At 40.1% G+C, this 15,392-nt stretch carries 13 protein-coding genes; 9 read left to right on the top strand and 4 right to left on the bottom strand.

All coding sequences use genetic code 11. The features are described from left to right. Nucleotides 1-90 precede the first annotated feature (90 nt). The 4 genes from QZL88_RS18325 to aroB all read left to right on the top strand — a co-directional run bounded on the left by QZL88_RS18325 (nucleotide 91) and on the right by aroB (nucleotide 4,204). The gene (locus QZL88_RS18325; protein WP_296943687.1) at nucleotides 91-303 is read left to right on the top strand and encodes a hypothetical protein; all 213 of its coding nucleotides are present in this window, start codon (nucleotides 91-93) and stop codon (nucleotides 301-303) included. Between the two features lie 201 nt (nucleotides 304-504). Next, nucleotides 505-1,476, top strand: coding sequence for a methionyl-tRNA formyltransferase (fmt, locus tag QZL88_RS18330; protein WP_296943690.1), 972 nt, complete (start codon nucleotides 505-507; stop codon nucleotides 1,474-1,476). Nucleotides 1,477-1,710: 234 nt separating this feature from the next. Further along, nucleotides 1,711-3,084: a Fic family protein gene (locus QZL88_RS18335; protein ID WP_296943692.1), complete on the top strand. Its 1,374-nt coding sequence runs from the start codon at nucleotides 1,711-1,713 to the stop codon at nucleotides 3,082-3,084. A gap of 64 nt (nucleotides 3,085-3,148) precedes the next feature. Continuing rightward, complete coding sequence (aroB, locus tag QZL88_RS18340) at nucleotides 3,149-4,204, top strand: 3-dehydroquinate synthase (RefSeq protein ID WP_296943695.1); 1,056 nt, start codon at nucleotides 3,149-3,151, stop codon at nucleotides 4,202-4,204. 3 nt (nucleotides 4,205-4,207) lie between these two features. On the opposite strand, the gene QZL88_RS18345 is transcribed toward aroB, so the two are convergent. The 3 genes from QZL88_RS18345 to QZL88_RS18355 form a co-directional block, all read right to left on the bottom strand. Further along, nucleotides 4,208-4,588: a VOC family protein gene (locus tag QZL88_RS18345; RefSeq protein ID WP_296943697.1), complete on the bottom strand. Its 381-nt coding sequence runs from the start codon at nucleotides 4,586-4,588 to the stop codon at nucleotides 4,208-4,210. A 45-nt stretch (nucleotides 4,589-4,633) separates the two neighbouring features. Then, the gene (locus QZL88_RS18350) at nucleotides 4,634-5,356 is read right to left on the bottom strand and encodes an MBL fold metallo-hydrolase (RefSeq protein ID WP_296943700.1); all 723 of its coding nucleotides are present in this window, start codon (nucleotides 5,354-5,356) and stop codon (nucleotides 4,634-4,636) included. 88 nt (nucleotides 5,357-5,444) lie between these two features. Beyond that, nucleotides 5,445-6,896, bottom strand: coding sequence for an amino acid permease (locus QZL88_RS18355; protein WP_296943704.1), 1,452 nt, complete (start codon nucleotides 6,894-6,896; stop codon nucleotides 5,445-5,447). A 499-nt stretch (nucleotides 6,897-7,395) separates the two neighbouring features. On the opposite strand from QZL88_RS18355, the gene QZL88_RS18360 reads away from it, so the two are divergent. After that, nucleotides 7,396-8,814, top strand: coding sequence for a Gfo/Idh/MocA family oxidoreductase (locus QZL88_RS18360; RefSeq protein WP_296943706.1), 1,419 nt, complete (start codon nucleotides 7,396-7,398; stop codon nucleotides 8,812-8,814). Nucleotides 8,815-8,920: 106 nt separating this feature from the next. Further along, complete coding sequence (locus QZL88_RS18365) at nucleotides 8,921-10,273, top strand: DUF1080 domain-containing protein (protein WP_296943708.1); 1,353 nt, start codon at nucleotides 8,921-8,923, stop codon at nucleotides 10,271-10,273. A 135-nt stretch (nucleotides 10,274-10,408) separates the two neighbouring features. Here QZL88_RS18365 and QZL88_RS18370 read toward each other — a convergent pair whose 3' ends face one another. Continuing rightward, nucleotides 10,409-11,869, bottom strand: a complete 1,461-nt coding sequence (locus QZL88_RS18370) for an amino acid permease (protein WP_296943710.1) — start codon at nucleotides 11,867-11,869, stop codon at nucleotides 10,409-10,411. A 188-nt stretch (nucleotides 11,870-12,057) separates the two neighbouring features. On the opposite strand from QZL88_RS18370, the gene QZL88_RS18375 reads away from it, so the two are divergent. The 3 genes from QZL88_RS18375 (at nucleotide 12,058) to recJ (ending at nucleotide 15,389) form a co-directional block, all read left to right on the top strand. Then, the gene (locus tag QZL88_RS18375) at nucleotides 12,058-12,423 is read left to right on the top strand and encodes a DUF488 family protein (RefSeq protein ID WP_296945137.1); all 366 of its coding nucleotides are present in this window, start codon (nucleotides 12,058-12,060) and stop codon (nucleotides 12,421-12,423) included. Between the two features lie 125 nt (nucleotides 12,424-12,548). Next, the gene (proC, locus tag QZL88_RS18380; protein ID WP_296943712.1) at nucleotides 12,549-13,334 is read left to right on the top strand and encodes a pyrroline-5-carboxylate reductase; all 786 of its coding nucleotides are present in this window, start codon (nucleotides 12,549-12,551) and stop codon (nucleotides 13,332-13,334) included. Nucleotides 13,335-13,652: 318 nt separating this feature from the next. Continuing rightward, nucleotides 13,653-15,389, top strand: coding sequence for a single-stranded-DNA-specific exonuclease RecJ (gene recJ / locus QZL88_RS18385; RefSeq protein WP_296943715.1), 1,737 nt, complete (start codon nucleotides 13,653-13,655; stop codon nucleotides 15,387-15,389). Nucleotides 15,390-15,392: the final 3 nt, after the last annotated feature.

A 15,392-nucleotide genomic window follows, 5' to 3' on the forward strand; every position in this document is an offset into this window, starting at 1 on the left:
TTTTTAATCAAAATTATGAAAAGATAAAAAATATGTGTCCTATACTTTTTTATCTTTGCGAAAGAATAAACCTATTAACAGTAAGTATTTATGAAAATCTTTATCGGTATATTATCTGCTGTTATAATTCTTACGGGGGCCACCCTTACCGTATTGGCCCTGTGGGATATCCAGCCTATTTCGCTAAGTATAATTTTACGTTCGGGGGCAACTATTGCCATTGTATGTGTTACTTTTTTTGTACTGTGGCTTATACGCGTATTGTTTTTCAAGAAAGATTTATTCAATAATAAGGGAAAATAAGATACTAGGCCAGTTTCGTTCTTTTATAGGCAGAATTACAATAGAAAGTTTCGGCTCTGAATTTCATTCGGTAGTTTAAAAGATAAAACATATACAATCTTCCGCTAAGGTACTAAGTGCAAAGGATAACTTTGTATTCATGTGTCTTTGCGGGAGATTTGTTTTTTCGTTACTTTTGTTGAGAAGAAATCAAAATCACAGATGAATAAAAAAGACTTACGAATCGTTTTCATGGGTACTCCCGATTTTGCTGTGGAAAGCCTGCGAGTTCTTGTCGAAAACGGATATAATGTAGTGGGTGTAATCACTATGCCCGATAAGCCCGGAGGACGGGGACACAAGATACAATATTCGGCGGTGAAGAAATACGCCCTTGAACATGATTTGCCTTTACTGCAACCCGAAAAGCTGAAAGATGAAGTTTTTCTGAACGATCTGAAAGCATGGAATGCCGATCTGCAAATTGTGGTAGCTTTCCGTATGCTTCCCGAAGTGGTCTGGGATATGCCGCGCCTGGGCACTTTCAACTTGCATGGATCGCTGCTTCCGCAATACCGGGGTGCTGCACCTATCAACTGGGCGATAATCAATGGCGAAAAGGAAACCGGAGTGACTACCTTCTTTCTCACACACGAAATAGATACCGGTAAGATAATCCTTAGCCAAAAGCTGAAAATAGGGGAGGAGGATAATGCAGGTAAAATCCATGATGAGTTGATGCAGATTGGAGCACAATTGGTTCGTCGTACTGTAGACCTGATACTCGAAGATAAAGTAGATGCAGTGGCACAGGAGCAGTTATTTGTCAATGAAAGTGAACTAAAGGCCGCTCCAAAAATATTCAAAGAAACTTGCCGGATAGACTGGAATAAACCTGTGGATGAAATATATAATCTTATACGGGGATTGTCGCCTTATCCTGCCGCATGGACAAAGCTGCGCGAGGAAGGAAAAGAAGTGCAGACAGTGAAAATATATGTATCTGAAAAGGTAAAAAGCGCGGGACAATCTCTAGCTGGTAATCTCCGGACAGATAATAAATCATACCTTCATATTGCTTGTTCCGACGGATACATCAATGTTACAGAAATACAATTTCCGGGTAAGAGGGCTATGAAAACAGAAGAGTTGCTTAGGGGATATAAGTTTGGTGAGAATGCACATTTTATGTAATATTTTATCTATATCTCAGATTGAAAGAATACTTTCGGATAAGAAAAGTAGCAAGATTGTAAAGTATGAAAAATGTGTTACATCTGTTACCTTTTAACAGTATATTGTGAATTAAGGTTAAATTAATAAGGAATTCAGAGGGTATGCTGTTAAAGGCATAAGGAGAAAGAATATAAATGTAACCTTTGTCCCTTTTTTCAGAAAAATATAAAAGACACAAAATAAGGTCAGATTATGAATAATCAGTTAGAGAGGCTTATTTCGGAATACAGGAGTTTACAACCTTTCAACGAAGATTGTAAGAAAAAACTCGAAAGGAAGTTTAGATTGGAATTTAATTATAACTCCAACCATCTTGAAGGTAATACGCTTACCTATGGGGAAACTGAATTGCTGTTACTTTTCGATCAGACTAAAGGTAATCATGAATTACGTGAGCTTGAAGAAATGAAAGCACATGATGTTGCCCTGATGATGATAAAATCAGAAGCTGCGGAGAAAGATAAGCCACTAACAGAGAAATTTATAAAAGACCTGAATCAAACCATCCTCGTGCGCAATTTTTGGAAAGATGCTATAACTCCGGACGGACAATCTACACGGAGAGAAATACAAGTAGGAGAATATAAGAAATATCCGAATAGCGTTATTCAGTCGAACGGCGAAATATTTGAATATGCTTCACCGCAGGAAACACCGATGCTAATGGGTGATTTGGTAAAATGGTATAATGAAGAAGCGGAGAAAAAAGAGTTCAGTCCTGTGGAATTGGCTGCTATACTTCATTATCGTTATATCCGTATTCATCCATTCGATGATGGTAATGGTCGTGTTGCTCGTCTATTGGTTAACTATGTATTGTACAAGAATGATTTACCTCCTATAATTATAAAAACGGCTGAGAAAAGAGAATATTTGCGTGCGTTGCAACAGGCGGATGCCGGTGATTTGCGTGCTTTTGTCAATTATATGATGCAGCAGTCGGCCTGGAGTTTAGATTTATCTGTCAAGGCTGCAAAGGGAGAACAGATAGAGGAGCAGGATGATTGGGAAAAGCAATTGAGTTTGTTGAAGAAGGGATTGGGGGATAAAAAAGGTGATGTTGTAAAGAAGTCAGAGGAGAGTGTAAAAGCAGTATTTGAAAATGTTATAGAACCGTTTTCTAATAAGTTAGACAAGAAACTATCTCAATTTGATAGTCTTTTTATGGAGTGTTCTCTTGCTTTACAATGGAATGATACTGAATATAAATATTTCGACTCATTCGCAGTTGCATTAGATTATATATATGAAGTATTTGATATGCTCAATGATTCTGCTAATTATACAAATACAGAACAATTAAGTGTTTTTTATATTTTCTCAAAATATAGAAAGCCGTATAGAGAATTTATAATTAGCTCTTTGCTTATTAAATTTACCTTTAATAAGAATGCATATGGAGTTTCTTTTAAAGACTCTGAATATGGAATTTCGTATAGTGATATGCCACCAATAACAAAAATCTATTCCGATTTTCTTACGACTGAAGAAATGGATAAAATCACATCCGATATAGGAAAAGTACTTTTCTTAAAAATAGAAAATATAGTCAATTTAAAAACTTAAAAAGTAATACTACAAAAATTAGAAAAATGTGTAACCTTTGTTACCTTTTAACAATATAAGAACAATGCAAAAAGTAATAAAATCTTCGGAACTGAATAAAGACCTCGCCTATATCCTTAGTCAACTGGCTTTTGATAAGCTGTTTATCCTGACAGACGAAAACACGGAAAAGCTATGCTATCCACTGGTGAAGGATAATGAGCAGGTGGCACGGGCGGGCAAGATAATAATAAAGGCAGGAGACAATAATAAGAATATAGAGTCCCTGTCGTCGATATGGAAATATCTTTCAGAGAACGGGGCAACACGCCACTCACTGCTTATCAATCTGGGAGGAGGTATGCTCACCGATATAGGGGGATTTGCTGCTGCAAGTTTCAAACGCGGGATAAAGTGCATTAATATACCTACCACCCTGCTCGGAGCTGTGGATGCGGCAGTAGGAGGAAAGACCGGAATCAACTTCAACGGATTGAAAAACGAAATAGGAGCTTTTGCCCCCGCCGAGACGGTTTTAATCGACTCTGTGTTTTTCCGCAGCCTCGATCATCAGAATTTCCTGTCGGGCTATGCCGAAATGGTTAAGCACGGGCTTATAGACAGTGATAAGGAATGGAAAGCGACTTTGTCTTTCGATACAGAAGAAATAGATTATGATAAACTGAAACAGCTGGTTGTGGATTCGGTTGCAGTAAAGGAGCGTATCGTAGAAGTAGACCCTTTCGAAAAAGGCATCCGTAAAGCACTGAATCTGGGGCATACTATCGGCCATGCATTCGAGAGCCTTTCTTATGAAATAGGCAGACCTGTGCAACACGGTTACGCTGTAGCGTGGGGTATTGTCTGTGAACTATACTTGTCGCAGAAACAGTGTGGTTTTCCTAAAGATAAGCTATACAAGACGGTTTACTTTATAAAGGATAATTATGAGGGGTTCTTTTTCGACTGCGACCATTACGAGCAGTTGTACGAGTATATGAAGCACGACAAGAAGAACGAATCGGACACGGTGAACTTCACCTTTCTGTCGGATGTGGGTAAAATAGAAATCAACCGAACCGCAACTAAAGAAGATATATTCGATTCGATTGATTTCTTAAGGGAAAGCGTGGGGCTTTGATTATCAAAGGATGACAGGTAATACTTCGATCCAGTAATCATCAGGGTCGTTGATGAAGTACAGCCCCATATTATGATTTTCGTAGCAGACGCATCCCATTTCGCGATGGAATTCCCGCACTTGGTCGTAATCTCCTTCTACACGGATGCATAGGTGGCTTTCGTTGTCTCCCAGTTCGTATGGTTGGGGATGGTCTCTAAGCCATGTCAGTTCGAGCGAGAACGAGCTGAAGCTGTCGCCCAGATATACAAGTATGAATGATCCGTCACCAGCTTCCTTACGCTTTATTTCTTTTAATCCGAGAGCTTTATGGTAGAAAGCTATACTCTTGTCGAGGTCGGTTACATTGATGTTGAAATGGTCAAATCTTCCTTTTATTTCCATGACTATGCTGTTTTGTTGGTGAATGACAAAGATAACTCTATAAATTTAAAACTCAATATCCTCACCCCGTTGTTGCCACTGGATTGCCTTACTTCCTTTTGCTGCAGCGTAAGGTGCAAAAGCTGAGGCCTTGTCGTACGCTTCGCCGAAATGCATGGGAGCAATACAGTTTGTTTGTATTGCATCTATAAATTGTTCAACCCCCTTCATATAGTCTTTACCCAAGCGTGGGTCGACAGGGAACATCGCCATATCAATATGCTTTACATTGGCGGCAAGCAAATTCAGTTCATCTTGATAGAAGGCTTCGGCTTCCCGTATCTCATCTTTGGTCGACTCTTCATTCCAGTGCCAGTTGTTAAGGTCTCCGGCATGAAATATGGTCTTATCTTTAATATGAATGAGATACGACACACCCAAGTCGGTGGAACCGAAAGCCCGGATAATGATATTATGATCTTTATATACTTCCAGCTTGTCGAGGTATATAGCGTCATCTTCTTTGGCCATTTGATTGTTTAGGATGTCTTTCGAAAAGATGTATGTGATATCCTTTTTTATATCTTTCCATTTCAGTATATCGGGGTTGAAATGGTCGGCATGTGAATGGGTGCATAGAACATAAAGCCTGCCTTTATTTTTCAGGAGCTTTTTATGTACGATGCCTTCCCGAAGATTGTCATCGGAGTCTTTATAATAGTCTATAATAACCGTAAGGTCTTTTGCCTCAATAGCATAACCGCTATGGTAAATGTATGTGAGCTTCATTTTCTTTCTAATATATAATTGGTACCTGCCTTTCTAACAATATACTCGTCATATAGTTCTGGCAGCCAGTTTGAAGTTTCGACTAGGTTCAGGGTTTATTCAGTTTACTATGCTTTATTCCGTATGCGAAGTAGATAACAAAACCTATCAGCATCCATACGATCAATCTTAGCCATGTATCTAATGGCAAGGCAACCATTTGAGACAGGCAAATCAAAGCACCCAGTATTGGAACTAAAGGTACCCATGGCGTTTTGAATGGGCGGTTAACATCCGGACGGGTCTTGCGTAGTATCACAATGGAAATACATACAAGCGTAAATGCCATCAATGTTCCGATAGAGACTAGTTCTCCAAGTATATTGATTGGGAGTAAACCAGCAATAAGGCCTACAGCTATACTTGTTACAATGGTCGAATAATGGGGGGTATTGAATCTAGTATGCACTTTAGAGAAGAACTTAGGTAGCAGTCCGTCCCTCGATATTGTATAAAAGATGCGTGATTGGGCTAACATCATTACTAATATAACCGAGCTTAAGCCGGCAATTGCTCCTATTTTGATAGGCATTCGTAGCCAATGGAGACCATCGCTTCCTTTATCTATAGCCAATGCAATAGGCGCAGGCACACTTAGTTCGGAGTAGTGTGCTATTCCTGTTAAAACGGCTGTCACCGCAATATACAGGATTGTACAGATAAGTAGGGAGATCAGTATACCTTTCGGCATATCCTTCTGAGGATTCTTTGCCTCTTGTGCAGTCGTGGATACGGCATCGAACCCGATATATGCAAAAAATATGACAGCTGCCCCGCGAAAAATACCGCTCCAGCCGAAATGTCCGAATTCACCTGTATTTTGAGGAATGTACGGTGACCAGTTACTGGTGTCTATATATGATAATCCGAAGCCGATGAAGAGTAGGATGACGACGACCTTTACCACAACTATTATATTATTTAATGTAGCGGACTGGCTTATACCTCTTATGAGCAATACCGACATGACGGCAACAATAAACATTGCAGGGAAGTTAATTATACTACCCGTTGCAAACCATCCATCGGCGCTGGTGTGGTCGAAAGGTGCCATGCGCAGATTCAGGGGGATGTGTATTCCGAAGTCGTCAAGGAAACTGACAAAATATCCTGACCAGCCCACAGCTACAGTTCCTGCGGTGAACAGATATTCCAGAATCAAGTCCCAGCCTATGAACCATGCGAAAAATTCGCCTAATGTAGAATAGCTGTATGAATACGCGCTGCCTGCTACCGGTATCATAGAGGCAAATTCAGCGTAGCACAGTCCGGCCATAGCACAGCCCAAAGCAGAAATAATAAAAGATATGGTAAGGGCTGGTCCTGCATAATTAGCGGCAGCTGTTCCCGTGAGAACAAAAATACCTGTACCTATAATTGCTCCTATGCCTAATGCTATAAGATGCCCGGTAGTCAAGGTTCTTTTCAACCCGTCTTTCTCCTGGAAAGAATCCTGTAGTAAGGTTGTTATATCTTTTTTTCGGAATAACTGATGTTTCATAGATTTTTTACATATTTTGTTTTCAAAAATAATACTTTTTGAAATATAAATCGTTCTTTTTGTTTCAAAATGATTGCTAGTGGATTGCGTTATTGATAAAAATGTTTTTTTTGATCATTTGAAGATATATTGTTTCAGTATATGCCGGGTTTTTATAATCTAAAACATGTTGTAAAACATATTCTGATTCTGGGTTATTTATTTTTGTGGTTAATGTATTTTTATTCAGATTTTTATGTGCTGTTTGACTAGGTGTGTGTTCGCACACATGTTTTGAAGTTAGGTTATATATTAGTTATTTTGTTAAAGTTTTATCAAAGAACCTATTAATTTAAGAAATTCGATATCTAATTCACCCGTATAATGTCCATTCTATTTAAACGGAAATAAATATAAGAGATATAGTGTCGCTAATCTATGTTTCAGTATATCAGGTGTATATGTTCAGATAATCAGATGTGCGATTTTTTACTCTAATTTAAACTCAAAATACTAAATCATGGTAACACGCAGAAATTTTTTAAAAAGAGCCGCAGTAGCCTCAGCCGGGCTGGCTGTCGGTGGCATTGGTACAATGAATGCCGAGAGCTATAGTCGGGTTGTGGGTGCTAACAGAAAAGTTAATATTGCCTATATCGGTATCGGTAATAGGGGCGAACAGATTATTGGAGATTTCGAAAAAACGGGACTCGTCAATGTCGTAGCTCTTTGTGATGTGGATATGGGTGCAAAACAGACTCAGAAAGTAATAGCTAAATATCCGAAAGCAAAGCAGTTTCAGGATTTCAGGGTAATGTTCGATAAAATAGGCAACGAGTTCGAGGCTGTAGCTATAGCTACGCCCGACTTTTCACATTTCCCAATCTGTATGATGGCAATGGCCTATGGAAAGCATGTATATGTGGAGAAGCCTATGGCACGTACTTTTCTTGAAGCGGAATTGTTGATGCAGGCAGCTCGTAAATATCCTAATGTAGTGACGCAAGTGGGTAATCAGGGACACTCCGAAGCCAATTACTTCCAGTTCAAAGCCTGGCAGGATGCAGGCATTATCAAAGATGTAACCTCCGTAGTTGCACACATGAATAATCCACGCAGATGGCATGGATGGGATGTAAATATATATAAGTATCCCGAAGCACAGCCTATACCAAGTACATTAGACTGGATGACATGGCATTGTGCTGTTCCATATCATGAATACAGTGATAAATATCATAACGGAGAATGGCGTTCTTGGTACGATTTCGGTATGGGAGCGCTGGGAGACTGGGGAGCACACATTCTCGATACCGTACATGAATTCCTTGATTTGGGGCTACCTTACGAAATTAATCCTATAAAACTAACCGGGCATAACGATTATTTCTTCCCTACAGATTCTACTATTCAGTTTAAATTTGGTCCGAGAGGAGATATGCCGCCTTGCGATATTATGTGGTACGATGGTGTGGACAATCTTCCGCCAATACCGGAGGGATACGGGGAATCGGCCTTAGATCCTAATATTCCGGCTTCGGGGGCAGGTGAAATCAAGAAAACAACGATTAATCCGGGTAAGATCATTTACAGTAAGGAATTGACCTTTAAAGGCGCATCTCACGGCAGTACGCTTTCTATTATTCCTGAGTCGAAGGCTAAAGATATGGCGTCGAAACTTCCGGAAGTTCCGAAAAGCCCTTCAAACCATTTTGCTAACTTCTTGCTGGCTTGTACAGGAGTTGAGAAGACTCGTTCCCCTTTCGAAATACACGGGCCTCTTAGTCAGGTATTCTCTCTAGGGGTAATGGCGCAGCGTTTGAATACGAAGTTCCATTTCGATAGTCGTACCAAGCAAATAACAAACAATGCTTTTGCCAACGCGATGCTTACGGGCATTCCTCCACGTAAAGGCTGGGAAGATTTTTATAAAATATAAATTATAGTAAGTGAAAAGTGAAGAATGAAAAGTGAGAAACATCTTTCTCTTATCACATATTGATCTTCACTTACAATTTAGAACTTGTTATTTAGATTAAATTAAGATGAATAAGAATATATTATTAGCCATTCTTCTGTTGTTTACGGCAGCAATATCTGCACAGGAGAAATGGGAACCATTATTTAATGGAAAGAATTTGAAAGGCTGGAAAAAGCTCAACGGAAAAGCCGAATATAAAGTTGTGGATGGTACTATTGTCGGCATCTCGAAGATGAATACTCCCAATACTTTTCTAGCTACAGAGAAGAATTATGGAGATTTTATTCTTGAATTTGACTTCAAGGTAGATGACGGACTTAATTCCGGTGTACAATTTCGCAGTTTGAGCCTCAAAGACTATCAAAATGGGCGTGTACATGGTTACCAGTTCGAAATAGATCCTGCCGAACGTGCATGGACCGGAGGTATCTATGACGAAGCTCGCCGCAACTGGCTATATCCAATGACTGTAAATCCGTCGGCGCGGACAGCGTTTAAGAACGGCCAGTGGAATAAAGCGAGAATAGAGGCCATAGGCAGTTCTATCCGTACATGGGTAAACGGTGTTGCTTGCGCTAATATCTGGGATGATATGACGCTCGAGGGGTTCATCGCATTACAGGTTCATGCTATAGGAGATAAGGGTCAGGAAGGAAAAACCGTAAGCTGGAAAGATATCCGGATTTGCACTACTGATGTAGAAAAATACAAAATTTCGGATGCTAATGATGCACCTCAGGTCAATTGCATAGTAAATACCATTTCTCCTAAAGAAGCAAAAGAAGGCTGGACACTTTTGTGGGACGGAAAAACCACAAACGGCTGGCGTGGAGCCAAGATCAGTAATTTCCCTGAAAAAGGCTGGGTAATAGACAATGGTATATTGAAAGTGCTGAAAAGTGGTGGCGGTGAATCCACTAATGGTGGAGATATCGTAACCACACGTAAATATAAAAACTTCATACTAAGTGTCGATTTTAAAATTACAGAAGGCGCCAATAGCGGTGTCAAATACTTCGTGAATCCGGACCTGAATAAAGGAGAAGGGTCTGCTATCGGTTGCGAATTTCAGATTCTTGACGATGATAAGCATCCTGATGCTAAATTGGGTGTAAGAGGAAACCGCAAACTTGGATCTCTTTACGACCTTATTCCGGCACCGGAGAATAAGCCTTTCAATAAGAAAGACTTTAATACAGCCGTAGTTGTAGTAAATGGAAATAAAGTGGAGCACTGGCTGAACGGCGTGAAAATTTTAGAATATGAGCGTAATAACGATATGTGGAAGGCTTTGGTTAATTACAGTAAATATCGTGATTGGCCAAACTTTGGAAATGCTGCCGAAGGTAATATCCTTTTACAGGACCATGGTGATGAGGTGTGGTTCAAGAACGTGAAGATCAAAGAAATAAAATGATGTTATTTTGAATAATAGAAAAGCCCGGACATGTAATTTGTCCGGGCCTTCTTATTTATATGTATTGATGTTTTACTTATTGTTTTATAAATCAGTAATTCAAATCCCTTTGTTGTATAAGAATTAAAAGATTAATTACTTCTTATTGATATTATTCAATTTGCTATGCTTTATCCCATATGTAAAGTAAATGATAAATCCTATCACAGTCCAGCCGATAAGCCGTTCCCATGTGCTCCACGGTAGAGATAGCATTTGTACAATACAGATCGCAGCTCCGGCCAAAGGGATAAATGGTACAAGAGGTGTTCTGAACGGACGCTTGAGGTCGGGCTGCGTTTTACGCAGTATGACAATGGAAATGCACACAATGGTGAAGGCCATCAGGGTACCTATCGATACCAGCTCACTGAGAACATGAAGAGGAAAGAGCCCGGCTATCAAGGCTGTGATAATGCTGGCAAAAATAGTCGCATTGTGGGGAACTCCATGTTTATCATTTACTTTCGAAAACACCTTCGGTAATAACCCGTCTTTAGAAATAGAATAGTATATACGTGATTGTCCTAACATCATTACCAAAATTACCGAACTAAGCCCTGCAATTGCTCCCAGTTTAATGAGGGGGCTTAACCAGGCTAAACTTTCGCCTGTACGGTCTATGGCAAGTGCTATTGGTGCATCTACATTCAAGTCTTTGTAATTGACTATTCCTGTCAATACTGTGGTTACAGCGATATACAGCAGCGCGCATATAAGCAGTGAAAACAAAATGCCTTTTGGCATATCCTTCTGTGGATTTTTTGCCTCCCCTGCTGCTGTAGACAGAGCGTCGAATCCCAGATATGCATAAAATACCACTGCCGCACCCCTGAGGATACCCGTCCATCCGAAATTTCCATAACCTCCTGTATTTTCAGGTATATATGGTGTCCAGTTGCTTGTGTCTATATATGAAAGGCCAAATCCGATGAATAAGAGGATTACGCTAACTTTGATAACAACGATGATATTATTGACGAATGCTGACTGTTTGATGCCTCCAATCAGGAAGGCGGATACTATGGCTACGATAAATGCGGCAGGAAAATTGATGATACGCCCTGTCCATACCCAGCTTCCGTCCTTAAGATGGTCGAATGTGGCCCCGGCAATCTGATCTGGGAAATCAATACCCCATCCGTCGAGTAAACTTAACATATAGCCCGACCAGCCTACCGCCACACTAGAGCAGGCGAAAAGATATTCAAGAATCAATATCCAGCCTACAAACCATGCGAGAATTTCACCCATTGTGGTATAGCTGTATGAATATACTCCGCCCGATACGGGTATCATGGCGGCAAATTCCGCATAACACAGTCCTGCCATAATGCAACCCAGTGCCGAAATAACGAATGATATAGTCAGTGCCGGCCCGGCATACATAGCGGCAGCTTGTCCGGTGATAACGAAAATTCCGGTTCCTACTATTGCGCCAATTCCCAGAGTAACGAGATTTGTAGCCGATAGGCTTCTTTTAAGCCCGCCCTTAGTTTCTGTGGGCTCGCTGAGTATTACTGATATATCTTTTTTCTTGAAAAGTCTTTCTATCATAAGCTAAAGTTTGCACAAAAATAAGGAAAATGTAATAATAATCTGCGATTCGTTTATTTATTAGATAAAAAAGAAATATTTGGGGTGGATTAAGTGTCGGAATTGCATCCGAATAGTCCTTATCAAACAAAAAAAGATGTTCTGTTGTTCTAGAATTAATGGATAATAATATTAGTACTTCACAATATATGACAGAGATAAAATTGAAACGGGTTTATGAAGATGTTGAAAATGAAGATGGTTTTCGTATACTGGTCGATCGCCTGTGGCCCAGAGGAATGAGAAAAGACCAGCTGAAATACGACTTATGGGCGAAAAATATTACTCCGTCTCCTAATTTGCGCAAATGGTTTCATGACGACATAAAAAGCAGATGGGATGATTTTGTGACTATGTACCAAAAAGAATTGGATGGGGCGGATGAAGCAAAGGATTTTATAAAAACAGTGGAATCGCATAATATTGTTACGTTGTTATATGCTTCCCGGGAGCCGGTATATAATCATGCAAGTATATTGAAAGCGTATTTGGAGAAAGTACTCAGAAAAATGTAAATTTTGCTACCTTTGTTTTTATCAAAACAGTAAAAAATGAAAACGAGCATGAATAGCAATACGTCAAAACACAGGATCGTTTTGTCATGCGAATTTCCATACATCCTTTAAAATAGAATCAACGTATGAAAATAACTATTATCGGAGCCGGAAATATGGGAGGAGCCATAGCTTGTGGTTTAGCAGTAAATGGAGGTGTACAGCCTCAGGATATAACCATTGTCGACCATAAAGGCCGGAATGTACCCCGCCTGAGGGAGGTTCGTGAAGATATAAATGTCGTGGTAGCTGATTACTCTTCACTGGTTACGGCAGATATTCTCATTATTGCTGTTAAGCCGTGGATGGTAGAGGACATACTGAAGACGCATAAGACCTTATTGGAAAATCCGAAACAGTTGATCGTATCTGTTGCGGCTGTTGTAACATTGGCTCAACTACAGGAATGGACTAGCCCGCGTCAACCTGTATTCCGTGTTGTGCCTAATACTGCTATAGCCGTGCGTCAGAGCATGACGTATATTGCTTCACAGAATGCGGATAAGGAACAACGCGAGCAAGTGTTCCGCATCTTTTCCCAACTTGGTAAAGTTGAATTTGTGGAAGAAAAACTTATTCCGGCTATAACTTCGCTTACATCGTGTGGTATAGCCTTTGCCTTCAGATATATCAGGGCAGCTATGGAAGGAGGTATTGAGATGGGAGTATATCCTGACCAGGCTAAAGATGCCGTTTTGCAAACACTTCGTGGTGCAATCGATCTGCTCGAGGCAAATGGGAACCATCCCGAAGCGGAAATAGACAAGGTGACTACAGCCGGAGGAATCACAATAAAAGGATTGAATGAAATGGAACATGCAGGCTTTTCTTCTGCAGTTATTAAAGGGTTAAAGGCAAGTAATGTAAAATAGTTGTATTTTAGTGTTATTAAATATAAAGTCCTGGAAACGGGACTTTTTTATTTATCAGAAGTCTATTATAGAAGTAATAGAACCGGACTATAACCCTATCTTCATTATAGATTATTATAATAAAATAAAAAATAAAAATAAGAATCACTAATAGCGTTTTCACATATATATATTATCTTTACAAATTGATAGCAAACTACCCTTACTGCTTGTAATGGTGCTATATGGGGTTGATATTCAGTGCATATTAACATTTGCGAATGTTTGAGATATGTTAATTAGCCTCGCTAAGACAGAAGAAAGAAAAAACGATATAAAATGATTTACAAATGGAATTACGAAGCCCTAACAACCCAGCAAAAAGAGCAGAGAGATGATCTTGCTAAGAAATTAGGCATTAGCCCTGTTCTTTGTCAGCTCTTGATACAGAGAGGAATATCATCTACCGAAGATGCATATAAATTCTTTCATCCAAACCTGAAAGATTTACACGATCCTTTCCTTTTGCCCGATATGGACAAAGCTATCAAGAGAATTGAGAAGGCGTTGGGACAAAAGCAGCGTATATTGATATACGGTGACTATGATGTGGACGGAACAACTGCCGTCGCACTTGTGTATAAATTTCTGCGGAAATTCACAACTAACCTCGATTATTATATCCCCGATCGCTACGATGAAGGCTACGGAATATCGGAACAAGGGATAGATTACGCCGAAGAGACAGGTGTGAAACTCATTATTGCTCTCGATTGTGGTATTAAAGCCATTGAGAAGGTCGCCTATGCCAAAAGCAAAGGGATTGATTTTATAATCGGTGATCATCATATGCCGGACGAGATACTTCCCGACGCGGTTGCAGTTATTGATGCCAAACGTGTAGATTCGACTTACCCGTACGAACATCTTTCAGGATGCGGGGTAGGCTTCAAACTGGTGCAGGCATTGGCCCAGAATAATAAGATAGATTTTTCGGAACTGACCGATTTGCTCGATTTGGTAGCTGTTAGTGTAGCTTCGGATATTGTTCCCATCACGGGTGAAAACCGGATACTGACATATTTCGGTTTAAAGCAGATTAATTCCAATCCCAGTCTGGGTCTGAAAGGGATAATTGAGATCTGTGGACTTACTTACAAAAGTATCACCGTGAATGATATTATTTTCAAGATAGGTCCCCGTATTAATGCTTCGGGACGTATGATGAAAGGAAAAGAGGCGGTAGACTTACTGCTGGCCAATACGATAGAAGATGCACGGGAGAAGAGTGCTAATATAGACCATTATAACGACGACCGTCGCGAGCTGGATAAAAGGATAACAGACGAGGCGATACAATTTATCGACGGAACGGTGGATATGTCGAAAAAGAAGAGTCTGGTGATATATGATGAAACCTGGCACAAAGGCGTTATCGGTATTGTAGCATCACGTCTTACCGAAAAATATTTGCGCCCTGCTGTAGTACTGACCAAATCTCAGGGACTAATCACCGGGTCTGCCCGTTCGGTAATGGGTTTTGATGTCTATAAGGCCATAGAAGCCTGTAAAGATATCTTGGAAAATTTCGGAGGGCATACATATGCAGCGGGTTTATCGCTGAAAGAAGAAAATCTGGCCGAATTCCAGCGCCGGTTCGAGGCTTTATCACTTGAAATGATAGCACCCGAAATGATGCGCCCTCAGATTTGTATCGATGCCGAACTTTCATTCAAAGAGATTACGCCGAAATTTATAAGTGACCTGGCCGGTTTTGCGCCTTTTGGGCCGGAGAACCTGAACCCTATATTTGTTACATGGGATGTACAGGATTATGGTACAAGTAAACCTGTGGGAAAAGATAATGTACACCTGAAACTGGAAATGATAGATAAAACGACTACAATTCCGGTGAATGGTATCGCTTTTCGCCAAAGTGCCAATAGTGAGATGGTAAAAAACGACCAGCCGTTTGACATTTGCTATACACTGGAGGAAAATACGCACAATGGAAAGACCAATATCCAGCTTTATGTCAAGGATATAGATACAGGACAGCTTTCGGATTCACACTAAATG

Origin of the sequence: uncultured Dysgonomonas sp. (assembly GCF_900079725.1) — a bacterium.
GTDB lineage: Bacteria > Bacteroidota > Bacteroidia > Bacteroidales > Dysgonomonadaceae > Dysgonomonas.

What these genes read in the sequence shown, in the direction of transcription:
- QZL88_RS18325 (WP_296943687.1), top strand. Translation starts at nt 91, where the DNA reads ATGAAAATCTTTATCGGTATATTATCTGCTGTTATAATTCTTACGGGG.
- fmt (WP_296943690.1), top strand. Translation starts at nt 505, where the DNA reads ATGAATAAAAAAGACTTACGAATCGTTTTCATGGGTACTCCCGATTTT.
- QZL88_RS18335 (WP_296943692.1), top strand. Translation starts at nt 1,711, where the DNA reads ATGAATAATCAGTTAGAGAGGCTTATTTCGGAATACAGGAGTTTACAA.
- aroB (WP_296943695.1), top strand. Translation starts at nt 3,149, where the DNA reads ATGCAAAAAGTAATAAAATCTTCGGAACTGAATAAAGACCTCGCCTAT.
- QZL88_RS18345 (WP_296943697.1), bottom strand. Translation starts at nt 4,588, where the DNA reads ATGGAAATAAAAGGAAGATTTGACCATTTCAACATCAATGTAACCGAC.
- QZL88_RS18350 (WP_296943700.1), bottom strand. Translation starts at nt 5,356, where the DNA reads ATGAAGCTCACATACATTTACCATAGCGGTTATGCTATTGAGGCAAAA.
- QZL88_RS18355 (WP_296943704.1), bottom strand. Translation starts at nt 6,896, where the DNA reads ATGAAACATCAGTTATTCCGAAAAAAAGATATAACAACCTTACTACAG.
- QZL88_RS18360 (WP_296943706.1), top strand. Translation starts at nt 7,396, where the DNA reads ATGGTAACACGCAGAAATTTTTTAAAAAGAGCCGCAGTAGCCTCAGCC.
- QZL88_RS18365 (WP_296943708.1), top strand. Translation starts at nt 8,921, where the DNA reads ATGAATAAGAATATATTATTAGCCATTCTTCTGTTGTTTACGGCAGCA.
- QZL88_RS18370 (WP_296943710.1), bottom strand. Translation starts at nt 11,869, where the DNA reads ATGATAGAAAGACTTTTCAAGAAAAAAGATATATCAGTAATACTCAGC.
- QZL88_RS18375 (WP_296945137.1), top strand. Translation starts at nt 12,058, where the DNA reads ATGACAGAGATAAAATTGAAACGGGTTTATGAAGATGTTGAAAATGAA.
- proC (WP_296943712.1), top strand. Translation starts at nt 12,549, where the DNA reads ATGAAAATAACTATTATCGGAGCCGGAAATATGGGAGGAGCCATAGCT.
- recJ (WP_296943715.1), top strand. Translation starts at nt 13,653, where the DNA reads ATGATTTACAAATGGAATTACGAAGCCCTAACAACCCAGCAAAAAGAG.